The 23,567-nt window shown below is 28.3% G+C and carries 23 protein-coding genes and 1 pseudogene; 19 read left to right on the top strand and 5 right to left on the bottom strand.

Annotated elements, in window-relative coordinates; all coding sequences use genetic code 11:
• The 13 genes and pseudogenes from RATSFB_RS05345 (at position 1) to RATSFB_RS05305 (ending at position 9,498) form a co-directional block, all read left to right on the top strand.
• The gene (locus RATSFB_RS05345; protein ID WP_014095021.1) at positions 1 to 1,332 is read left to right on the top strand and encodes an MATE family efflux transporter; all 1,332 of its coding nucleotides are present in this window, start codon (positions 1 to 3) and stop codon (positions 1,330 to 1,332) included.
• A gap of 21 nt (positions 1,333 to 1,353) precedes the next feature.
• The gene (gene rsgA, locus RATSFB_RS05340; protein ID WP_014095020.1) at positions 1,354 to 2,412 is read left to right on the top strand and encodes a ribosome small subunit-dependent GTPase A; all 1,059 of its coding nucleotides are present in this window, start codon (positions 1,354 to 1,356) and stop codon (positions 2,410 to 2,412) included.
• A 39-nt stretch (positions 2,413 to 2,451) separates the two neighbouring features.
• Positions 2,452 to 3,084, top strand: a complete 633-nt coding sequence (locus tag RATSFB_RS05335) for a flavin reductase (protein ID WP_014095019.1) — start codon at positions 2,452 to 2,454, stop codon at positions 3,082 to 3,084.
• A gap of 92 nt (positions 3,085 to 3,176) precedes the next feature.
• Positions 3,177 to 3,393 (top strand): annotated as a pseudogene (locus RATSFB_RS07500) (rubredoxin-like domain-containing protein); the annotation flags it as partial.
• A 141-nt stretch (positions 3,394 to 3,534) separates the two neighbouring features.
• The gene (locus tag RATSFB_RS07360; RefSeq protein WP_158309320.1) at positions 3,535 to 3,690 is read left to right on the top strand and encodes a hypothetical protein; all 156 of its coding nucleotides are present in this window, start codon (positions 3,535 to 3,537) and stop codon (positions 3,688 to 3,690) included.
• Positions 3,681 to 3,908: a hypothetical protein gene (locus tag RATSFB_RS07495; protein WP_242821392.1), complete on the top strand. Its 228-nt coding sequence runs from the start codon at positions 3,681 to 3,683 to the stop codon at positions 3,906 to 3,908. Before RATSFB_RS07360 ends, RATSFB_RS07495 begins: the two co-directional genes overlap by 10 nt.
• 94 nt (positions 3,909 to 4,002) lie before the next feature.
• On the top strand, positions 4,003 to 4,212 hold the full coding sequence (locus RATSFB_RS07490) for a hypothetical protein (RefSeq protein WP_242821391.1): 210 nt from the start codon (positions 4,003 to 4,005) through the stop codon (positions 4,210 to 4,212).
• Between the two features lie 90 nt (positions 4,213 to 4,302).
• Entirely contained in the window at positions 4,303 to 5,379 is a 1,077-nt protein-coding gene (locus RATSFB_RS05325) for a M28 family metallopeptidase (RefSeq protein ID WP_014095018.1), read from the top strand.
• A gap of 120 nt (positions 5,380 to 5,499) precedes the next feature.
• Positions 5,500 to 5,853 (top strand): cupin domain-containing protein, encoded by a 354-nt coding sequence (locus RATSFB_RS05320; RefSeq protein ID WP_014095017.1) that lies wholly within the window; start codon positions 5,500 to 5,502, stop codon positions 5,851 to 5,853.
• Positions 5,854 to 5,908: 55 nt separating this feature from the next.
• On the top strand, positions 5,909 to 7,021 hold the full coding sequence (locus tag RATSFB_RS07485) for a DUF262 domain-containing protein (RefSeq protein ID WP_242821390.1): 1,113 nt from the start codon (positions 5,909 to 5,911) through the stop codon (positions 7,019 to 7,021).
• Positions 7,022 to 7,026: 5 nt separating this feature from the next.
• Positions 7,027 to 7,983, top strand: coding sequence for an HNH endonuclease family protein (locus tag RATSFB_RS07480; protein ID WP_242821389.1), 957 nt, complete (start codon positions 7,027 to 7,029; stop codon positions 7,981 to 7,983).
• A 115-nt stretch (positions 7,984 to 8,098) separates the two neighbouring features.
• Positions 8,099 to 8,794: a radical SAM protein gene (locus RATSFB_RS05310; protein WP_014095016.1), complete on the top strand. Its 696-nt coding sequence runs from the start codon at positions 8,099 to 8,101 to the stop codon at positions 8,792 to 8,794.
• 2 nt (positions 8,795 to 8,796) lie between these two features.
• Positions 8,797 to 9,498 (top strand): queuosine precursor transporter, encoded by a 702-nt coding sequence (locus RATSFB_RS05305; RefSeq protein WP_044035577.1) that lies wholly within the window; start codon positions 8,797 to 8,799, stop codon positions 9,496 to 9,498.
• Positions 9,499 to 9,511: 13 nt separating this feature from the next.
• Here the strand turns inward: RATSFB_RS05305 and RATSFB_RS05300 are convergent, their stop codons facing one another.
• From RATSFB_RS05300 to RATSFB_RS05280, 5 genes are read right to left on the bottom strand one after another with little or no spacing between them, the layout of a single operon-like run.
• Positions 9,512 to 10,747, bottom strand: a complete 1,236-nt coding sequence (locus RATSFB_RS05300) for an MFS transporter (protein WP_014095014.1) — start codon at positions 10,745 to 10,747, stop codon at positions 9,512 to 9,514.
• On the bottom strand, positions 10,737 to 11,525 hold the full coding sequence (locus tag RATSFB_RS05295; protein ID WP_014095013.1) for an ABC transporter ATP-binding protein: 789 nt from the start codon (positions 11,523 to 11,525) through the stop codon (positions 10,737 to 10,739). Before RATSFB_RS05295 ends, RATSFB_RS05300 begins: the two co-directional genes overlap by 11 nt.
• On the bottom strand, positions 11,525 to 12,535 hold the full coding sequence (locus RATSFB_RS05290) for a FecCD family ABC transporter permease (RefSeq protein ID WP_014095012.1): 1,011 nt from the start codon (positions 12,533 to 12,535) through the stop codon (positions 11,525 to 11,527). Before RATSFB_RS05290 ends, RATSFB_RS05295 begins: the two co-directional genes overlap by 1 nt.
• A complete protein-coding gene (locus tag RATSFB_RS05285) occupies positions 12,536 to 13,519 on the bottom strand; it encodes a FecCD family ABC transporter permease (protein WP_014095011.1) in 984 nt (327 codons plus the stop codon).
• A gap of 2 nt (positions 13,520 to 13,521) precedes the next feature.
• Positions 13,522 to 14,481, bottom strand: a complete 960-nt coding sequence (locus tag RATSFB_RS05280) for an ABC transporter substrate-binding protein (protein WP_044035576.1) — start codon at positions 14,479 to 14,481, stop codon at positions 13,522 to 13,524.
• A 161-nt stretch (positions 14,482 to 14,642) separates the two neighbouring features.
• Between RATSFB_RS05280 and RATSFB_RS05275 the strand changes: the two genes are divergently transcribed.
• The 6 genes from RATSFB_RS05275 (at position 14,643) to RATSFB_RS05250 (ending at position 23,544) form a co-directional block, all read left to right on the top strand.
• Complete coding sequence (locus RATSFB_RS05275; protein ID WP_014095008.1) at positions 14,643 to 15,602, top strand: ABC transporter permease; 960 nt, start codon at positions 14,643 to 14,645, stop codon at positions 15,600 to 15,602.
• Complete coding sequence (locus RATSFB_RS05270) at positions 15,586 to 16,572, top strand: iron chelate uptake ABC transporter family permease subunit (RefSeq protein ID WP_014095007.1); 987 nt, start codon at positions 15,586 to 15,588, stop codon at positions 16,570 to 16,572. Before RATSFB_RS05275 ends, RATSFB_RS05270 begins: the two co-directional genes overlap by 17 nt.
• Positions 16,566 to 17,321 (top strand): iron ABC transporter ATP-binding protein, encoded by a 756-nt coding sequence (locus RATSFB_RS05265; RefSeq protein ID WP_014095006.1) that lies wholly within the window; start codon positions 16,566 to 16,568, stop codon positions 17,319 to 17,321. Before RATSFB_RS05270 ends, RATSFB_RS05265 begins: the two co-directional genes overlap by 7 nt.
• 22 nt (positions 17,322 to 17,343) lie before the next feature.
• Complete coding sequence (locus RATSFB_RS05260; protein WP_014095005.1) at positions 17,344 to 18,303, top strand: siderophore ABC transporter substrate-binding protein; 960 nt, start codon at positions 17,344 to 17,346, stop codon at positions 18,301 to 18,303.
• Between the two features lie 99 nt (positions 18,304 to 18,402).
• Entirely contained in the window at positions 18,403 to 20,109 is a 1,707-nt protein-coding gene (locus RATSFB_RS05255; protein ID WP_014095004.1) for an ABC transporter ATP-binding protein, read from the top strand.
• A 108-nt stretch (positions 20,110 to 20,217) separates the two neighbouring features.
• Positions 20,218 to 23,544 (top strand): GH36-type glycosyl hydrolase domain-containing protein, encoded by a 3,327-nt coding sequence (locus RATSFB_RS05250; protein ID WP_014095003.1) that lies wholly within the window; start codon positions 20,218 to 20,220, stop codon positions 23,542 to 23,544.
• The last annotated feature ends 23 nt before the right edge of the window (positions 23,545 to 23,567 follow it).

Genomic DNA, 23,567 nt, shown 5'->3' with positions numbered 1-23,567 from the left:
ATGGATATACAACTTTCAGATAGTTTTAATTATAAAAAATTACTAAGATTTACATTTCCATCGATAGTTATGATGGTGTTTACTTCTATTTATATGGTGGTGGATGGATTTTTTGTTTCTAACTTTGTTGGGAAGGTACCATTTGCTGCAATTAATTTTATTGTTCCAATACTTATAATTTTGGCTTCTATTGGAATGATGTTTGGATCTGGAGGTAGTGCTCTTGTTTCTAAAACCTTAGGGGAGGGGAATGAGGAAAAAGCAAGAAATCTTTTTTCATTGGTTGTATATACAACAATTGTTTTTGGAATTATTATAGCTGTAATAGCTTTTTTAGTTATTGAGCCGATTGTATATCTCGTAGGTGCTAGGGGAGAATTATTAAAAAATTGTGTTTCATATGGAAAGATTATATTGTTTGCGGTACCTTTTTATATGATTTTATTTGAATTTCAAAGTTTTTTTGTTACAGCAGGGAAACCAAATATAGGTCTTATAACTACAGTAATCTGTGGAGTTACAAATATTGTTTTAGATATATTATTTATGGGAGTTTTTTCTTGGGGAATTTCTGGAGCAGCTATTGCTACAACGATAAGTCAGATAATTGGGGCTGTGATTTCAGTTTTATATTTTTGTATACCAAATAATACCGCATTGAGATTAACAAAAACAAAAATGGATGTGAAGGCATTATTAAAATCTTGTTCAAATGGTTGTTCAGAATTTATGAACAATATTTCTATATCAATTGTGGGTATGTTGTATAATTTTCAGCTTATGAAATATGCAGGTGAAAATGGAATTGCTGTATATGGAGTATTGATGTATGTTAATACTATTTTCCTTTCTGTTTTTATTGGATATTCATCTGGAATAGCACCTGTAATTGGTTATAATTATGGAGCAAAGAATCATTCGGAGTTAAAGAGATTGTTAACAAAGAGTTTTGTTATTATATCTATTTTTGCAGTTATTATGTTTGGGATGGCAGAGTTTTTTGGTGGTAGATTAGCTAGTATATTTGTTGGATATGATTCTGAACTTTTAAATATGGCAACAAAGGCATTTAAAATTTATTCGATTTCATTTTTATTTTCTGGGGTTGCTATTTATGGCTCATCTTTCTTTACAGCACTTAATGATGGTTTAACTTCTGCATTGATTTCATTTTTGCGTAGCTTGGTATTTCAAATTATAGCTGTAATTGTGTTCCCTATGATTTTTGGAATTAATGGTATATGGTTTTCAGTTGTAGCTGCTGAAATTATAGCTGTAATTATGACGGTTTCATTTATTATTGGAAAGAGGAAAAAGTATCATTATTTATAAAAACATAGGGGGAAAATAAGTGTGGATTTGAAAAAATATGGGTTTAATAGTTATTTTGAGCAAGAATCCAAAATGTATGAAGGGTTTGTTTTGGCCAGGGTTATTGAACAACATCTTAATTTATATAAAATTGTTTGTGAAAATGGGGAACGACTTGCTAATGTTTCAGGTAAATTTAGATATTTGGCAATCAATGTATTAGATTATCCAGCTGTTGGAGACTGGGTAATGGTAAAAGATGTTGAAACTCGAGGCAATGTTACTATTCACCATATTTTGAAAAGAAGTAGTGTATTTGTGCGTCAGTCAGCAGGAACATCAAGTAATGTTCAAGTTGTAGTATCTAATATTGATATTGTATTTATTTGTATGTCACTTAATGATGATTTTAATCTTAGACGTTTAGAAAGATATTTGACTATTTCTTGGGATAGTCAAGCCAAGCCTGTTATTATTCTTACTAAATCGGATTTATGCAAAAATATAGAAAGCAAGATTTTAGAGGTAGAAACTATAAGTATAGGTGTGGAAATTTTTATATGCTCATATAAAGATGATAGTTGTTTTGAAAAATTGAAAAATTATATATGTGAAGGACAAACTGTAGCATTTATTGGTTCTTCGGGTGTAGGTAAATCTACAATAATAAATAAACTTATTGGAAAAGATTTTATCAAAACAAATGAGATTAGAGAGAGTGATGATAAAGGTAAACATACAACGACTTATCGTCAACTTATTTTGTTACCAAGTGGTGGAGTTGTTATAGATACGCCAGGGATGCGTGAATTATCAATTTACTCAGGAGATGTGTCAAAGACTTTTGAGGATATTGAAGAGATTGTAGCTAGGTGTAAATTTAGGAATTGTACTCATTCTGGTGAATCTGGATGTGCAGTTCGTAGTGCAATTATGGATGGTATAATAGAAGAAGATAGATTTATTAACTATAAAAAATTGAAACGTGAGTTAGGATATCATTCTATGAATTGTCGTCAACGTGAACAAGAGAAGTTAAATCGTATGTTTGGTGGTAAAAAAGTATTTAAAGAATTTCAACGAAATTTGAAAAAGAGATAATAATTATTTTGAATTTTATGTGTAATAGGAGGTTTTGATATGGATAAAAAAGCACTTTTTAAATTAAGTTATGGGTTATTTGTTTTAACTGCGAAGGAATCTGATAAAGATAACGGGTGTATTATAAACACTGCTATTCAAGTAACTGATTCCCCAAGTCAGTTAAGTATTTGTTTGAATAAATCATCTTATACTCATGGAATGATTGAAAGAACTGGGGAATTTACAGTATCTGTTTTGAGTCAAGATGCAAAATTTGATTTAATTAAACATTTTGGATTTCAAACAGGTAAATTAGTTAATAAATTTGAAGATTATGAAAAATGTGAAAGAGATTCTAGAGGAATTTATTATATAACAGAGGGAAGTAATGCTTATATATCTGTTAAGGTTAACAGAATACAAGATTTGGGAACTCATACGATGTTTATTGGTGATATTGTTGAGATGGAGGTATTGAGCCATGTATCATCTGCAACTTATGAATATTATTTAAATAATATTAAGCCGAAACCTCAGGCAGTTGGATCAACTAAAGATGGACAAACTATATGGAGATGTTCGATTTGTGGATATGAATATGTTGGCGAAGAGTTACCTCATGATTTTATTTGTCCTATATGTAAACATGGTGTATCTGATTTTGAAAAAGTTGTAAGTGGTGTGAGTTGAGAAACATCAGTAGACAGGTATTTAGGAACATAAATATGGAAAAACTTTAAAGATGTTGCGGGTTAGGAAGGGTTTCATGGAAATTTGTCATAAAATTTAGAGCGTTAATTGGAATTGGAAAGCATTGTGAAGAGAGATATCGTACGTTTCTTTAAAATTGAAATATAACAAGTATTTGAAAAAAGTGAAGTGAAAGTTTGGGAATGTCGTAATTGTGGACATATTGTAGTTGGTACAAAAGCACCAGAACTATGTCCAGTATGTAATCATTCTAAGAGTTATTTTGAAGTTCATGCTGATAATTATTAATAGATAAATTTGTATAACAAAAAGTCCTTTTGCTATCGAGTTGGTAAGGGACTTTTTTAATTTAATAATTTATATAAAGAAATTATTTTTATGTACGAATAAATTTTGTATATTTGTATTGAATTCTTTTAGGAGTTAATTATGATACCAGGTAAAACTTTACTTGCATATCTCTATTGTTGTTTTGGAATTAATATGGAAGTTTCTCATTCAATTGTTCGTATAAGTTCATTAGTACATAGGTTGAGTAATAATAAAAATATGAGTCTTATGAATGGGGGGATGTGGTGTCTATAGTAAACAAAACTACTAACATTAGATATAATGTTTTATCTAAGACTCAAATTACAAAGTACAATTTACTTGGGAAAACCTTTTTTAATAGTTTGGATTTTCATGAGCAGCAGGACTTTTTAATGTATACTTATAGAAGTAGGGATATAAATAGAAATGTATCAGGTGAAAAACATATAGTTAAGGTTTATCATGAAGATGTTTCGAGTCTGATTTTATAGTTTTTAAGGATGTAAACGGCAACTATTTTAAATATCTTGAAGTTGGCGGAACTTTTAACTAAGATATTATTTTAGTACTTCTGTTGATAAAAAAGTGGCTGAATGTTTTTTAAATAATGAAAGAAATCGGGGAAATTCTTTGATGATAGAGATTAAGGTTCCTCGAAATAGTAAGTCTATTTATGTTGGTAAAGATTCAGGTTGGTTAAATCATAAGGGAATAATATTAGCAAGAGATACTAAATATAAAGTTTTAAATGTTAGTGAGGGAAAACTTGAGTTGGAGTTTATTAATGATAATTGAAAATTTTATAGTTATAAAATGATCTGGAAAAAATTTTAAATATGTGTTTTAATTATGTTAAATAAATAAAATTTAAGGAATTGTTATTATATGAAAAAATTTAGAAAAATAAAGTGTATTTTAGCTGCGTGTTGTATTTTGTTTGTCTTAAATTCTTGTATTGGAAATAAGGATAATATTAAAGAAATTTACAATAATTCAATTCTAAAGTCTGAGATTATTCCAATTAAAAATGAATTTAATGAATCAGATAATACACCTATTCAAAACCTTGAACTTATAGATGATGCTGAAAAAATTATGAGAACTCTTACTTCAGATGAATTAAAGGGTAGAGGAGATGATACTGATGGAAATGATAAGACTGTAAAATATTTGAATGAGCAATTTACTAATATAGGTTTGGATTATTTATTTAAGGATACTTACCTCCATAAATATAATTTTAGTGGGGAATTTTTTCCACATTTTATTCGTCCAAATGAAGAGGAACAAAATGTTGTTGGTTTAATTAAAGGAACGAATCATGCTGAGAGGAAAAAAGCAGTTGTTATAACAGCACATATTGATCATGTTGGTTATGGATTAAGTACTACTGGTGAAAAAAATCAAATTTATTATGGTGCAATAGATAATGCTTCTGGAACTACGACTCTTTTAAGACTTGCATATAAACTTAAAGAAATGTCTAAAGAAACTCCTTTTGAAACTGATATAATAATAGCAGGAGTTAACCATGAAGAGCTTGGACTTGTTGGTAGTAGAGCATTAGTTAATGATATAAAAGATAGGTATGAATCTATTTATAATATAAATATTGATTGTGTGGGTTTCAAAGGTGGATCTCCTCTTATTGTTTATAGCAGTGATAAGAGATCTCCTGAATTATCAAAGTTAATATTTGAATATATGGACTCAACAAATGAAAAAATTAAAAAGGATACAAAAATAAGAGATTATAATAGTGATCATGCATCTTTTGAGTATAATGGGATTCAAGCTATTTTCTTTATGGATACGTATCCTAGTGGAACTATACACAGGTTTACTGATACTATAGATAAAATAGATTTTCAAAGAATTAATAGTTTAGTTGATAATATTGCTGGATTTTTGAGATTTAATGATAAAAATGCTATTCCTAAAAGAGAATCATTAAATGTTTAATTAAAAATTAGAACTTTGGGTTTAAACTCAAGGTTCTTATTTTTTTAATAAATTGACATTAAAATTGGAGAATAATATAATTTTTCTGTGAAATTTTTAAATTAAAGGAGGATATAAGATATGAAAAATTATACTAAAACACATGTTAAAGAAGGAAATAGAACAGAATTACATAATACGCTTTCTTTAACAGGGGCAGAAGTTAGTGTAAACACTCTTCCAGCAGGTGCAGGAGTTCCATTTATACATTCACATAAACAAAATGAGGAAATTGTCGCAATTTTATCTGGTAAAGGAAAGGCAATCATAGATGGAGAAAATATAGATCTCTTAGCTGGAGATTGGATTCGTATTTCTCCAAAAGGACAACGCCAATTTTTTGCATCAGAAAATGAAGCAATGACATTTGTTTGTATCCAAGTTAAAGAAAATTCTTTAGAAGGATACACTATGGAAGATGGAATAATTCACTAATAGTTTTTTAAAAGCAAAGTCGTAGCTAATTATATTGTAATTTTTGGAGGAAGTAATGAAGGGACAAGAAGATAGTTTAATAAAATATATAGAAGGTTCTAAAACACGATTTGTTATTCCAGTTTATCAACGTAATTATGATTGGAAAGAAAAGAACTGTGAACAGCTTTTTGATGATCTTATAAAAATTGTAATAGGTAAAAGAAGGAGTCACTTTTTTGGGAGTATTGTATCTGTTCATGAAGGATCTGGACGAAATACAGAATATGTTATAATAGATGGTCAACAGAGGGTGACTACTATTTCATTACTTTTTTTAGCTATGTATAATTTGATTTCTAAAGGAATTATTAAACCTATGGATGATTCTTTAGGCATTCAAATTTATGAAGAATTTCTTGTTGATAAATATCAAACAGGTGTTGAACGTATAAAGTTAAGACCTGTTAAAGATGATCGTGTAGCATTTGAAAAACTTTTTGATGGTGATGTAGATGAGTATGTTAGAGAATCTAATTTAACTATAAATTATCAATATTTTTATAATAGAATTCAGAAAAATGAAATCACAATTGATGAATTATATGAGGCTATATGTAGACTTGAAATAATTAATATTACTCTAAGTGGAGAAGATAATCCACAACTTATCTTTGAGAGTCTTAATTCAACTGGACTTGCTTTAAGCGAAGGAGATAAGATAAGAAATTTTATTCTTATGGGATTACCTGTAGATTTACAAGAGAACTATTATACAAAATATTGGAATAGAATAGAAAAATTTACAAACTACGATGTAACCTCGTTTTTAAGAGATTATCTTACTATTAAAAATGGGGAAGTGTGTAGTAGTAAAAAAATTTATACTAATTTTAAACAATATGTTGAAGATTTATCTTTGACTGTTGAGGATTTATTTAAAGATTTATTAGACTATGCAAAGAGATATGGTGTACTTTTAAATGGAGCTAATAAAAATGATAGTTTATATAATTGCATTGATAGGTTGAATAGATTGGAGAAGAGTGTTACTAGACCGTTTTTTCTTGAAGTATTGCGTTTATATGATGAGGGAGAATTAAGTATTTCTCAAGTAACAGATATATTTTTGATTACTGAGAGTTACTTATTTAGAAGGATAATTTGTGATATGCAAACTAATATTTAAATGGAATGTTTTCAAATCTTCATCGTGAAATTATGAGATATAATGATAGTTCTTGTAAAAATTATCTCGAGAAGTTTAAATATGTACTTTTATCTAAAAATGGAAGGGCATCTTTTCCAAGTAATCGAGAATTTAGGAAAAAATTTATGGAAAAACAAGTTTATAATATGACTTCTAAAAATAAAATCTATATTTTAGAGCGTTTTGAAAATTATAAAACAAAAGAATGTAAGGATGTATATGAAAAATATGATAAGGGAATTTATTCAATTGAACATATTATGCCTAAAGAGTTGACACCAGCATGGATAAAAGATTTAGGAGATAATTATAGAGAAATTCATGAAACGTGGTTACATAGAATTGGGAATCTTACATTAACTGCTTATAATTCAAGATATAGTAATAAGACTTTTAAAGAAAAGAAAACTATGGAAAATGGTTTTGAAGATAGTGGTATTCGTATGAATAATTATATTGCAAAAAATGAAAAGTGGACAAGTGCAGAAATTGAAGAGCGTAGTAAATATCTTATTAACCAAGCTATTAAAATATGGATGTTACCATCAAGTGGATTTGAACCTGAGAAGAAGCAAGCAGATGTTTATTCGCTTATTGATGAAGATATTGATTTTAGTGGAAAGAAAATTAAGTGTTTCAGTTTTAGGAATGCAGAGTATACAGTAACATCATGGATAGAAATGTTTCAAAAAGTATTGCAAATACTTTATATTGAGGATAGGAGTGTTATAACAAAATTTGCAACATCTTCAAATTATGGTATGGAATCTTATTTTAGTTTTAATAAATCTGACTTTATTAATAGTGTTGAGATCTATGATGGGATATATGTAAATTCATGTACAAGTACAGAGAAAAAGTTATTTATATTAAGAAATATATTTAAATCATATGATGTTGATTTTAACGATTTAATTTTCTATACTAATAAAGAAAAATAAATTAATTTGTATATATTTTCAAAAGAGCAGTTCGAAACTATCCTGCTCGGATAAAAAGTTTTATCTAAATCAAAACTAGGAGGGAGTAAAGGGTGTTGTCCTTTACAGTAAAAATATGAAAAGATATAGTGTTATTAGTGAAAAGAATAAGAGGGAAATAGTTCTTCTTCGAGGATCAGGTTGTATTTATAAGAAATGCACATTTTGTGATTATTATTTGGATATGTCTAATGATTTTCACGAAAATTTTTTATTAAATAAGTCAGTAATTGATAATGTTACTGGAGAGTATGATGCATTGGAAGTTATTAATTCTGGATCAGTATTTGAACTTGATAAAAAAACGATAGATCTTATTAAGAGCGTGTGTAATGAAAAAGGAATTTCAACTATTCATTTTGAAAGCCATTATATTTATAGAAAAAGAATTCCAAAACTCAAGGAAGAGTTTTCTGAATTTAATTTAAAAATGAAACTTGGACTCGAAACGTTTGATTATGATTTTAGGGAAAATATTTTTAATAAGGGAATACATGATAAGGATCCTAAAATCATATCAGAATATTTTGATGAAGCAAATTTTCTTTTTGGTATAAGTGGACAAACCATAAATAGTATGATGAACGATATAGAATTGGGTCTTGAAAATTTTGAAAGAATTTGTGTAAATATAATGTGTAAAAATAGTTCAACAATTACTCCAGATAAAGAGGTTATAGAGAAATTTATGGAAAAAATCTATCCAAAATATAAAGAAGATTATAGATTAGATATTCTGATTAATAATACTGGATTTGGGGTAGGTGATTAATGATGAATGAAATTCTACTTATTATATCATTATTTTTTATATATGGAATGGTTCTTATTACATATAGATATTTTGGGAAAAGTGGACTCTATGTAATGATTGGAGTTGTAACTATCCTTGCAAATATTGAGGTTGTACTTCTTGTAGATGCTTTTGGAATGGAACAAACCCTTGGTAATATACTTTTTGCATCGACCTTCTTAATAACAGATATTTTATCTGAATGTGAAGGCAAGAAGAGTGCAAATAAATCTGTATTTATTAGTATAATTATGATGATATTTTTTCTAGTTATATCCCAGAGTTGGATATATTATACTCCAAGTGTCAATGATATGAAGATGGATTCTATTAGAAATATTTTTACGAGTGTTCCGAGAGTGATTTTTTCGTCATTAAGTGTTTATGCTATAAGTCAGTTTGTGGATGTTTGGTTATATCATAAATGGTGGGATTTTACGTCAAAAAAAATCGGAAATAAAGATAAATTTTTATGGGTTAGAAATAATGGATCTACTCTTATAAGTCAAATTTTTAATACGGTTCTTTTTACATTGTTTGCTTTTGGTGGAGTGTATGATGTTAATGTAATTGTTTCTATGATTTTATCAAGTTATATAATTTTTGTAATTACTTCTGTGATGGATACGCCGTTTGTTTATATTGCAAGGAAAATTAAAAAAGGAAAGAGCAATCAGATTTGAAGGCTCTTTCCTTCTATTTTTTGAGGTAATAATTATTTTTAATATTTAATTTTACAAAACTGCATACAAAAAAGGCTATTATAGAAGATAATACCAAAATTAATCCGATATTTAAATTTCCACGAATAAGGTATCCAAAAGATACTTGTCCAATTGGAATTGATGCGGTTGCAATAGCAGTAGATAATGCACTTACACTTCCTAATATATTTTTAGGTACAACAGTTTGTATGTATGTAAGAGTTATAATGTTTCCTATGCCGAGGCAAAACATAATAATAAATCCGCCTATTGTTATTCCGAGCATAGATAGATTTATATTATTTGAGATTATTAAAAGGGTTCCAACAAGGAACATAGATAATGGCATAAGATAATTCCATTTATAATGAGTTTTGAATTTAAATAAATTTGATTTTAGATTTATTAAAACTCCACTTATAAGTAAACCACTTGCTATTATGCTTTCTAATATTCCGTATACTTGTGGAGGCATATTAAAATTTAAATTTATTATTGTTGGGAACAACACAGAAATTATTGGCACTATTGAAATGTTATACAATCCATAAGATAAAATGATTCCTAAAATAATTTTATAATTTTTTGAGAGTGTTTTTAATGTATTTTTCATATGAATAAATGCTGAAAGGGGATTTAATGATTTATATGTTGTATTTTGATGTTTAGGAAATTTTATAAAGCATTCTAGTATAGCAGATATTAGAAAGCTTAATCCATTTATTATGAGTATGAGTTTTATGCCTAAAAATCCGTAGAGAATTCCACCAAGTATTGGACCTAAAATATTTGCCCATGATCCTGATTGACTTATGTAGCTATTTGCCTTTTGAAGATAATCAATATCTACAGTTTGAGGTATTGAAGATGTTACAACCGGTTCGTAGCACACAGATATAGTAGATAATAAAAGCATGACAATGGCTATAAGAAACGTGGAGTCTAGTTTAAATATAAAGAGTATAAAACAAATTATCATAAGAATTCCTGCTATTATATCAAGGAGTATCATCATATATTTTTTGTTATAATTATCTGCTATGTTACCTGCAATTGGTGCTAAAATTATGTAAGGTACAATGGATAATGCCAATATATTTGCATAAATAGATGAATTCCCGGTTATGTCTAATATATAAAGAGATAATGCAAATCTTTGTATGGCATTCCCAAATAAACTTATAATTTGCCCTATTAAAATTAGTTTAAAATTTCTATTATTTCTCATCTATTATCGAGTAATCCACACAAATTGGATATCCTTTCTCTTCATTTTTTATCAAAGTAGCATCTATTTCATAAAGTAATCTTAAATTTTCCCTAGTTATTACATCTGAAGGATTACCTTGAAAAATAGCATTACCATTTTTCATACCTATAATGTTATCGGCAAATTTAGTTGCGTGATTTAATTCATGAATTACCATTATTATTGTTGTTTTATCTTTTCTATTTAGATCTTGAAGTAGTTCTAGTACTTCAAGCTGATGTGACATATCTAAGTATGTTGTTGGTTCATCTAATATTATCATATCTGTTTTTTGAGCTAATGCGAGTGATATCCAAACACGTTGACGTTGACCTCCTGATAATTCTGAAACTATGCTATCTTTTATATTTAATATATTTGTTTTTTCCATTGCCCAATTAATTATTTCATAATCTTCCTTGTTTAAACCAGAAAGTGATTTTTTATGAGGGAATCTACCATAAGAAATTAAATTTTTAACATCTATACCATCAGGTACAATAGGAGTTTGTGGCAGTATGGAAATTTTATTAGCAATTTCTTTTTGCGATAAAGATTTCATATCTTTATCATTTAGAAAAATCTTTCCATTTTTTATTGGTATGATTCTCATAATCGATTTTAAGAGTGTAGATTTACCACATCCATTTGGACCGATTAATATAGTTACTTTATTTTCAGGTATTTCAAGATTTAAAGAAGGAATTATAATTTTTTCATCATAATTGATTTGAAGATTTTGAGTTTTTATTCCCATTATTTAAACCTCCTATCTTTTATAATTAAGAATATAAAATATGGAACAGATAAAATAGACACAATTATTCCAACGGGAATTTCAATTGGGGAAAATAAATTTTTGGCTAGGGCATCGGACAAAACCAAAATTATTGATCCTATTATTCCAGATAGCAAAATTATTTTTCGGTGAGAATATCCGATTATACTTTTTGATATATGGGGTGCTATAAATCCTAAGAAAGCAATATTTCCTGCAACTGATGTTGCGATAGCAGCAAGAAGTGATGCAATAAATATGAACAATGCCATTTCTTTTTTAACATTTACACCAACTCCATAAGATAGTTCATCGCCAAGAGTTAATATATCAAGCGTTTTACCTTTAATCAGTGCGATGATTGTTAAAATTAAAATAAATGGAAGTGTTAATATTATATAGTTCCAATTGCTTCCCCAAAGACTTCCGCAAATCCAAGTTAAAACCTGATTATAATCTCCTTTTGAAACGCTAAGTTGATAAAATGAAATTATTGCAGAAAATCCTGTATTTATTGCAATTCCAGTTAAAATAAATTTTATTGGTTTAAATTGTTTTTTATATGCAAATACATAAATCAGAATCATTGAAAACATTGCACCTGTTATTGCAACAAGTGGTATTAATAGGATAGTTGATATTGGTAATTTTGAGTAGTATGAAGTTGTGTTAGATGAAATCAATAAAATAACAAATAGTGCAGCTCCAGAATTTATTCCTATTATACCAGGTTCTGCTAAAGGATTTTTTGTTGTTGTTTGAAATATTACGCCAGATATACTTAAAGAAAAGGCAACGATAATAGCTAGTATAACTCTTGGTAATCTCAAATTAAATATTGCAAAGTTTTGTGAGCTTGTTCCTTGACCTAAAAAAGTTTTAAATATGTCAGTTATGGTAATTTTGAAACTTCCAAGATTTAAATAAAGGAGAATAGATAAGATAAGTATTATTGATGAGATTAAAAAAAATAATGAGCTCTTCTTCATTTATACCTTCTCCTTTCTAATTAATAATAAAAATATTGGAATCCCAATAAAAGATGTAAATATGCCAACAGGAAGTTCATATGGAGATAAAACTGTTCTTGCTATTATATCACTAAAGATAAGCAGAACACTTCCAAATAAAAATGAAAGAGGGAGTATATCTTTGTAGTTCGTACCAACTAATTTTCTAATTATGTGAGGAACAAGAAGTCCAACGAAACTAATATTTCCAGCTGTTGAAACACAAATTGAGCAAAGGGGAATTATTATAGAAATAATTTTTATACGCATTTTAGATGGAGAAACACCAAGACTTATTGCATTTTCATCTCCTAAATTTAAAACATTAAGATTATCGATCATCAAGAAAGATATAAAACAAAATATAGATCCTATTATTATTAGTGAAATAACTTGAACCCACCCATTTTGATTAAAACTTCCAGAAATCCAAAATGCCAATTCTTGAGATCTATTTTTAATTAGAGCAATTATTGATGCAATAGATATGAAAAGTGTACTCATTGCAGTGCTAGCAAGAAGTACTTTAGATATGTTATGGTTTAATGAAGAATTCTTCATAATTATCAAAATTATTATACCACTAAACGCAGAACCTATAAGTGCCATAAAAAAATTTCCATAGATTCCAAGACCTATTGGAAAAAGTGTAGATAGGGATATGGCTAAAGTAGCTCCTTGAGTTATACCAATTACAGAAGGGTCAGCTAAAGGATTACGCATAACTCCTTGAATCATTGCTCCACATACTGCAAGAATTCCACCATTTAATAATGCTGAAATAACTCTAGGTAATCTAACATCTCGTATAAGATGAGCTTCTACAGATCCATCATAAAAAAATATAGAATTAAACACTTCTTTAATAGGAATATATTTAGCTCCAATGTTAATTGAAGCTAATACTCCTATAATTAGTAAAACAAATCCAATAATTGAAATTAATTTCTTATTAATTTTCATAGTTAATTCCCCAATAAAGTAACAAATTGATTTACAAATAAATTTTTACCAATAGAACTATAAACCATATTGAAGTATGGGCTTGATGGTAATTCTATAACTTTATTATTTTTAACTGCATTTAAATTTTTGTAAATAGGACTTTGTTTTAGTGAATTTATATCTTCATCAGTTCCTATTAGAATTAAATAATCTGAATTTATCTCAAGCAATCCCTCGTAGTTTATAACAGGAAGACTTATGTTGTTTTGAACAGGAAGATTAGCAGGTTTATTTAATTTCATATCTTCGTACAATATTCCGCCGATTCCAGCAGAGTCGAATACAAATATTTGTCCACCACTTGCAAGTATTGAGAGATAAGTTGAGTTATTTCCGTATTTTTCTTTTATTTCATTTCCTTTTTGTATGGCATTTGATTTATAATCTTCAAGCCATTTGTTTGCAATATCTTCTTTATTTAATATGGATGCAATTTTAAGTATATCTTTTTTCCAATCTATTTGTTCAAGTTCTATCATTATCGTCGGAGCTATACTTTTCAATTGGTCATACATCTTTTCTTGCGTTTTTGAAATTATAATTAAATCAGGATTAAGATTCAAAATACCTTCAATATCTACAGTATCCTGCAAACTATATCCTAAAATTTTAGCTCCTTTTAGAGTTTCTTCCAAATATGATGGGAATTTAGTGTAGTCATAAGCATCAGAATTTGCAGTACCTACAACAGAGTAACCAAGAATGCTTAGTATATCGCTGTTACCACTTAAATCTACAATACGCATAGGATTTTTAGGTATTTGTACATCTCCAATTGAGTCTTTAACGGTTATCATTTCCACAGATGTATTATTTGAAGAATTATCACTATTAGCATTTTTGTTTGATGATGTACATCCAACAATAACTACAGCTAAGATACATATTAGTGCAGTTTTGAAAATTGAAAAAATTTTCATTTATTATATCTCCTTTTAAATAGAAAGTAATATTAAGTATCATTAAAATGTAGACAAGTTTAATTTTAAATATTATAATTGAATTATCATTAATGATAACAAATATCATTTTACTCGTGTTTATAAAGTAAGTCAAGTTAGTTAGGTGTGGGAAAATTAGAATGAAGAAGAGATATTTAATCTTAATACTGATTTTAATTGTTCTATCTTTGACATCGTTATTTTTAGGGGCTAAGAATATAACGTTATCAGAAATTTTGAAAGGGGACATTGATAGTATTAGGATTTTTTTGATAAGCAGACTGCCAAGGCTCATAAGCATTTTGATAGCAGGAGTTGTTATGAGTGTATGTGGACTTATCATGCAACAGATTAGTCAAAATAAATTTGTATCACCAACGACTGGGGCAACTATTGATTCGGCACAATTGGGCATAATGGTAGCCATAATTATATTTCCAAGTGCAAGTATAATGCAAAAAACAATTATATCTTTTATATTTGCCTTGATTGGAACATTTATATTCATAATATTTTTAAGAAACTTAAAGATAAAAAATATTGTATTTGTGCCACTAGTTGGAATTATTTTTGGAAATATTATTGGATCTGTGACCACTTTCTTAGGTTATAAATTTGATTTGCTACAGAGTGTCAGTTCTTGGCTACAAGGTAATTTTTCAATGATATTGAAAGGAAATTATGAACTTTTATATTTAAGTATTCCGCTTGTTATAATTACTATAGTTTATGCAAATATGTTTACTGTTGTAGGAATGGGAAAAGATTTTGCAACAAATTTGGGGCTTAACTATGACAAAATTGTTAATATAGGTGTTACTATAGTTGCATTAGCAACTGTTATAGTTGTTGTTACTGCTGGGAGTATACCTTTTATTGGTCTTATTGTACCGAATTTGGTTGCCATGTATAAAGGAGATAATGTTAATAAAAGCCTTTTGGACATCGCACTTGTTGGTTCTATTTTTATACTTGTATGTGACGTAATTGGACGAGTTATTATTTATCCGTATGAATTGCCAATAGGAGTTACTGTAGGTGTGATTGGGAGTGTAGTATTTCTTTGTATAGTGTTAAGGAGAAATGGGCGTGGGAAATAAATGTGTTAATAAAGATAAATATTTTCAAAAAACTATAGTTTTGCTTACGATTTTCATATCAATAGTTTGTTTACTATATTTATTTATGAATATAAGAAAAGGAAATTTTGAATATTCATTATCCCAACGTATTCCTAAATTAATTGCAATTGTATTGACGGGGGCTTTAATATCCTTTTCTACGATATTGTTTCAAACGATTACAAACAATCGTCTTTTGACACCAAATGTAATGGGACTTGATTCTTTTTACGTGCTTATCCAAACAGTAATTGTTTATGTATTTGGCTCAACGCATATATTCATAAGTAATAAGAAAATTAATTTTATGATCTGTATAGTAATGATGGTTTTAATATCTACGGTTTTGTATTCTACACTGATGAAGAAAAATAGAACCAATATTATTTTGATTGTATTAGTTGGTGTTATATTGGGAACTCTTTTTGGAAGTCTTTCAAAATTTATGCAAATAATGATTGATCCTAACGAGTATTTAACACTTCAAAATAAATTGTTTGCTAGCTTTAATAATATAAATGAAAATATTTTAGTTATATCAGTGATAATGATAGTCATTACATTAATATTTACATTTAAGGATTTTAAATATTTGGATGTAATGAGTTTAGGTAGAGATCATGCTATAAATTTGGGAGTTGAGTATGATAGATTAACTAAAAAGTTTTTTATTGTAGTTTCTATTTTGATATCAATATCTACAGCTTTGGTTGGACCTATTACATTTCTAGGTTTGCTTGTTGTTAATGCAACTAAGCAGATTGTGAAGAGCTATAAACACTCTCATATAGTTGCGATAGGGAATCTATTATCAGTTTTTGTATTGTTATTTGGTCAATTGTTACTTGAGAGGGTTTTAAAAATATCTACTCCTGTAAGTGTAATTATAAATTTGATCGGGGGTATTTATTTTATGTATTTGTTGTTAAGGGAGAGTAAAGTATGTTAAAAATCAGAGATGTTTCTAAGTCTTATGGAAGTAACCGAGTAGTCAATAATGTTTCTCTTGATATAGAGAAAGGTAAGCTAACATCTTTTGTTGGACCTAACGGGGCAGGTAAGAGTACCCTCTTATCAATAATAGTTGGATTGCTTGAAAAAGAGAGTGGAGAAATTTATTTAGATGATAGGGATATCAATAGTTATAAAAAAGATGAGTTATCTAAAAAGATATCCATACTTAGACAATCAAATAATTTAAATATCAGGTTGACTATACGTGACCTAGTTAGTTTCGGTAGGTTTCCATATTCTAAGGGTAGATTGACTAGAGATGATGAAAAGTTTATTGATGATGCTCTTGAATATATGAAACTTTGTGATATACAAGATAAGTTTTTAGATGAGATAAGTGGTGGACAAAGACAAAGAGCTTTTATTGCTATGGTCATTGCTCAAGCAACTGAATATATTTTTCTTGATGAGCCTTTAAATAATTTGGATATGAGTAATTCGGTTCAGATGATGAAAGTTTTAAGAAAACTTTGTGATGATTTGGGAAAGACAATAGTTGTTGTTATGCATGATATAAATTTTGCTTCTTGTTATTCAGATTATGTTGTTGCCTTTAAGGATGGAATAGTATACAAAGAGGGAAAAACGAGTGACATAATAGATGAAAGTGTATTGGAAGAGATATACCAAATTAAGTTTGATGTTAAAAATATAAATGGTAATAAAATTAGTATTTATTATTAAAAAGAAAGGGGAATTTAAAGTTATGAAATTTATCAAAAAATTATCTATGGTGTGTTCAATGATGCTTATTGGACTTTTAGTTTCTTGTGGTAATACCACAAATAATAATCAAGGTTTGTCTGAAGGAGCTGACACTGAAACTATTTTAGTTAAACATTTAAATGGGGAAACAAATGTAAAGAAAAATCCTCAAAGAGTTGTTACATTTGATTTTGGATCATTAGATATTTTGGAGAATTTAGGAATTGATGTAGTAGGACTTCCAAAAGATAGTTTACCATCAATGTTTGAAAAATATAAAGATAGTAAATATGAAAATTTAGGTGGATTAAAAGAACCAAATTTTGAAATAATTAATTCAATTAAACCAGAACTTATAATAATAAGTGGCAGGCAATCTGATATGTATGAAAAATTTTCACAAATAGCTCCTACAATACTTTTAAGCTTAGATGGATCAAAATACATGGAAGATTTAACTAATAATGCAAATATTTTGGGAAGCATATTTGGAAAAGAAGATATTGTTAAATCAAAATTGGATGAAATTCAAAATAAAATAAATACATTAAATGCATCAGTGACGTCAAAAAATTTAAATGCATTAACATTGTTAGTTAATGAAGGGAATTTGAGTGCATATGGTGATAAATCAAGATTTGGTATTTTATATAATAATTTTGGTTTTATTAATATTGATAATACTCTCCAAGATTCTACGCATGGACAGCAGGTGTCATTTGAATATGTAGTTGATAAAAATCCAAATGTGTTATTTGTTATAGATAGGGGAGTAGCTACATCTGGAACAGGAACTGCTCAGACAGTTCTGGATAACGATCTTATTAAATCAACGGATGCATATAAAAATGGGAATATTGTTTATTTAAATGCACAAGTTTGGTATTTGGTTTCAGGTGGATTTGATTCAACAAACAAAATGGTAGATGAAGTCGAAAATTTCATAAAAAAGTTTGACTAAATTTTATAAAAAATATTTATAATTAATTGTGAAATTAAGATAGAATAGAAACTGCATTATTATGATGTGGTTTTTTTATTTGAGAGAAGGAGGTTACATATGTTAAAAAGTTTTATAAGCTATTATGCTCCATATAAAAAATTGTTTTTTATGGATATGTTAGCAGCGTTTTTGGTTGCTATGATAGATTTAGTTTATCCAATGATAACACGTAGCATAATAAATGATGCTGTACCAAATAGAAACATAAGAATGATATTTGTATTTTGCATAGTTTTGCTTGTTATTTTTATTATTAAAGCTGGACTTAATTATTTTATACAGTATTATGGACACGTTATGGGAGTTAGGATGCAGGGAGACATGAGAAGAAAGGTATTTAAACATCTTCAAAGATTACCTAACGAATATTTTAGCAATAATAAAACTGGTGTTATTATGTCGAGAATTGTGAATGATCTTATGGAAATATCTGAGCTTGCACATCATGGTCCAGAAGATGTGTTTGTATCTATCGTTATGTTTGTTGGTTCATTTGCTTTATTATTTAGAATAAATGTTCCTCTTACTATACTTATATTTGCTTTTGTCCCTGTCATAGTTACATTTTCAATAATTAAGCGTAGGAAAATGAGTAGTGCATTTAGAGAAACTAGAATTAAAACAGGAGATGTAAATGCAACTATTGAAAATTCTATTTCAGGGATTAGAGTTACAAGATCGTTTGTAAATGAAAAGAGTGAACTCGATAAATTTGAAAATTCAAATGATATGTTTAGAAAAGCACGGGAATATGCGTATAAAAAAATGGGAGAGTTCTTTTCGGGAACTTTTTTCTTGGTTGATATTCTTGAGCTTATTGCACTTATAGCATCTGCTGTATTTACATTTAATGGATATATTACTATAGGTGATTTTGTTGCCTATGTCTTGTATGTTAAGATGTTTATCCAGCCAATAAGAAAGCTTATAAACTTTTCTGATCAATTTCAAAATGGTATGAGTGGTTTTCAAAGATTCCAAGAGCTTTTGAAAGTTGAAACGGAAAAAGAATCAAATAATGCGATAGAACTTAAAAATGTTAAGGGAGAAATTAGTATAGATAACGTGACGTTTAGATATGAGAGCAACAATGAGGAAGTATTTAATGGTTTTAATCTTAAAATTGAAGCTGGGAAGACAATTGCTCTTGTTGGACCATCTGGTGGAGGAAAAACAACTATATGTAGTTTGATTCCAAGATTTTATGATGTGAATGAAGGAAGCATAAGGATTGATGGAATTGATGTGAGAGATGTTACTTTGGAGTCTTTAAGGAGAAACATTGGAATTGTATCTCAAGAGGTATTTTTGTTTACGGGAACTATAAGGGATAATATAGTTATAGGAAAGCCGGATGCAAGCGATGAAGAAGTTAAGGATGCGTGTATTAAGGCAAGTATTCATAATTTTATAATTGGTCTTAAAGATGGATATGATACTTTTGTTGGAGAGAGAGGACTTAAACTTTCGGGAGGTCAAAAACAAAGAATATCTATTGCGAGGGTTTTTCTTAAAGATCCTAAAATTATGATATTAGATGAAGCGACATCAGCACTTGATAATATAACAGAACGTGAGATTCAAGAGTCTTTGGAGAAATTATCAAAAGGTAGGACAAATATAATCGTTGCACATAGGCTTTCAACAATACAAAATGCTGATGAAATATTACTTATAGGTAAGAGTGGAATAGTTGAGAGAGGAAGTCACGAGGAATTGATAAATAAGGGTGGAATTTATAAAAGTTTATATAGTAGAGTTTAAAAATTTTATTTGATGAGTGGATCTTTTTAGATCCACTTTTTGTTTACATATTTATTATTTAAGTGAGAGAGAATAATCTTAAGTATTTTGTGTTTAGGGGGACTTTTGATGAAGGTTAAACCAAATTTTGAATTCTTAACTTTTGAGAAGGATAATATGGTTTTTAAATTTCTGAAGAGTGGAGATATTTTTGAGATTTTACATAAAGACATTATGATCAATATGTTTAATGGAACGTTTAGAGATGGTTCATTAAATAATATTTACTTGAGGATATATGAAGAGGATGGAATTAAAATTTTTCCACTTATGGGAGGGAAGTCGAAGGGGGAAATTTATTTTGATTCAAATTCCATGTTGTTTGAAGGAAGTGCTTTTTCTCTATCGTATCGTGTGAGATTTACTCTTTCAAATAATTGTATTTGGTTTTATGAGGTTGAGTTAAATGGTAAAAATTTTGAAGTTGATCTTTTATATTGTCAAGATATTTCAATTGCAAATAAGAATGCTTGTTTAAATAATGAGCTTTACACGAGTCAATACATAGATCATAAAGCAATAAATTCTTCAAATGGTTTTGTTATTTCTTCAAGACAAAATCAAGATCAGGGGGGAAGATTTCCATACATTGAGCATGGGTGCATGAATGAAAAGGTTATTTCTTATTCAACTGATCAAACTCAGTTTTTTTCTTCTGAGTACAAGAAAACTGGTGTGCCATATCTTATAGACAAAAATTTGCCTAAGGAAAATTATCAATTTGAGCTTGCATACATTGTTCTCCAAACTGAAAAAATGAAAATAGATGGAGATAAGAATATTTGTTTTTATGGTATCTTTCGGGAAGATTATAAAGCTTCGATTGAAACTCTTAAATATAAAGATGAAGTTATGAAAGAGTATTTAGAAGTCTCAAAACTCAAAAATAATTTCAAAAAGGTAAAAAAGGTTTGTGTGAAGGAGGAATTTTTAGGAGAAATTTCTTCAGAGAAGTTTACACTTAGTGAAATAAATTCTATATATAATGAAAGAAATTTTGAAGAGTATTCAAGTGGGAATCTCCTTTCATTTTTTACAAATGATCATACGCATGTGGTTCTTCAAGATAAGGAAATATTATGTGAAAGACCTCATGGCAATATAATCATAAATAAAATTGATAATGAAAAGATAAATAATAATATTATGACATCAACAAATTATATGTTTGGACTTTTCAATGCACAAGTTGCAATTGGAAATACAAGTTTAAATAAAATGATGTCAGTTAATAGAGGACTCTTGAATGTTATTAAAAATTCTGGTCAGAGAATTTATATAAAGATAAATAATAAATTTAAAATGCTTACACTTTCAGGAATTTATGAAATGGGGGTTAATTTTTCGAAGTGGTATTATAAATTTGATGAAGATATCATTGTAGTTGAAAATTATATTTTGAGGGATCATACGAAAATTGTTTTAAATGTGAGATCTCAAAAAGGAATTGAGTATGAATTTGTTGTTACAAATCAAATTGTTATGGGTGATAGCGAATATAACAATGGGTTTTATTTAAATGAAGATGGAAACAAGATTAAAATAACACCTCTTGAAGAATCTTTTATAAGAAGCGTGTACAAAAACATAAATTATGAAATTGAACTTTTTGATTGTAAATTTACTATGGGTGACGATAGCATTTTCTTTAAAGACGGTTTAACTCATGATAGAAGTATAATAACTTTTAAAATTGATAAGAGTTGTACATTCTCTATTTCAATAAATGGATCACTTGAAGGGGAGAGTGTGTGTGATGATTTGAGTTCTCTTGAATGTGAGAGAGATAAATTTAATGATTTTTATTCAAAATTATTAAACGGTTTCAAACTTGAAGGTAAAAGTTCTAAGTATGATGTGAGTAAACTTAATGAGATGGTACATTTTTATACTCACAATGCCTTGATACATTTTTCTTCTCCTCATGGACTTGAACAATCTTCTGGAGCTGCTTGGGGTACTCGAGATATTTGTCAGGGACCTATTGAATTTTTTATGTGTACAAATAATTATAAAATGGTTAGGGAGATACTTCTTGAAGTATTTTCACATCAGTTTATAGAAAATGGAGAGTTTCCTCAATGGTTTATGTTTGATCAATATAATATGCAGCAAGATGATTCACATGGTGATATTCTATTTTGGCCTCTTAAAGTACTTAGTGAATATGTTTTGAATACAGGCGATGATTCTATTTTTTATGAGGAAACTGTATATAGAAGTTTTCCATTATGTAATGTAACTCACAAAGAAACTATAGTAGATCATGTTAAGAGAGCGATTAGTTCTATAAAAAATAGATTTATAGGGGATAGTTATTTGATAAGTTACGCCGGAGGAGATTGGGATGATACGCTTCAGCCGATTAATGATGATTTTAAAGAGAGATTGGTGTCAACTTGGACCATGGCACTTGCTTATGAAACTTTAAATCATTTATATCTTTCTTTGAAGGATGAGAATTTGAGAGAAGAAATATATGGGATAGTTATAGGAATTAAAGAATGTTTTTTGAAGTATGCAATAAAAGACGATGTTATTGGTGGATTTTTATATTTTAATGAAAATAATGAAATAGAATATATACTTCATCCTTTAGATGAGATAACAGGAATAAAGTACAGACTTCTTCCACTTACAAGAAGTATAATTTCAGAAATAGTTGATTTGAATCAAGCAAATATAAATGAAAAAATTATAGAAGATCATTTAACTTTTAATGATGGTGTAAGACTTATGAATAATACGCCTAAATATAATGGAGGAATCTCCAAAATATTTAAACGTGCAGAGCAAGCTTCAAATGTTGGAAGAGAGATATCACTTCAATATGTGCATGCACATATTAGATTTATTGAAAGTATGTGTAAACTTGGGCGTGAAGAGAAAGTTTGGGAAGCTTTGTATAAAATAACTCCAATAAAATTAAATGATTATGTGGAGAATGCAAACTTTAGGCAAAGTAATGTATATTTTTCTAGTTCTGATGGAGCATTTAACACTCGGTATGATTTTCATGAGAGGTTTAATGAACTTAGGAATGGAGATGTTAAAGTTAAAGGGGGATGGAGGATATATTCAAGTGGACCAGGTATATATATAAGTCAGCTTATCTCAAATATTATAGGTATAAGAGAAGTTAAAGATAAAATTATTTTTGATCCTGTAATATCAAAGACATTTGAAGAGTTAAAGTGTAGTTATAAAATTTTGGGAAAAGAGAGTGAAATTTTATATAAAAGGGATAAAGATTTAAAGATAAAATTAAATGGAGAAGAGATAAACTTTATATGTGAAAAAAATATTTATGGAAAAGAGTTTATGTCTGTTAAAAAACAAATATTGAATGAAAAGCTTAGAGATCGAGAAAATGTAATTGAATTATTTATAGTTTAAGTCTTATAGAAATTTTCTATAAG

The organism is Candidatus Arthromitus sp. SFB-rat-Yit (genome assembly GCF_000283555.1).
Lineage (GTDB): Bacteria > Bacillota > Clostridia > Clostridiales > Clostridiaceae > Dwaynesavagella.
Note: the sequence above shows the minus strand (reverse complement) of the source record. Positions and strands in the feature narration are given on the sequence as shown.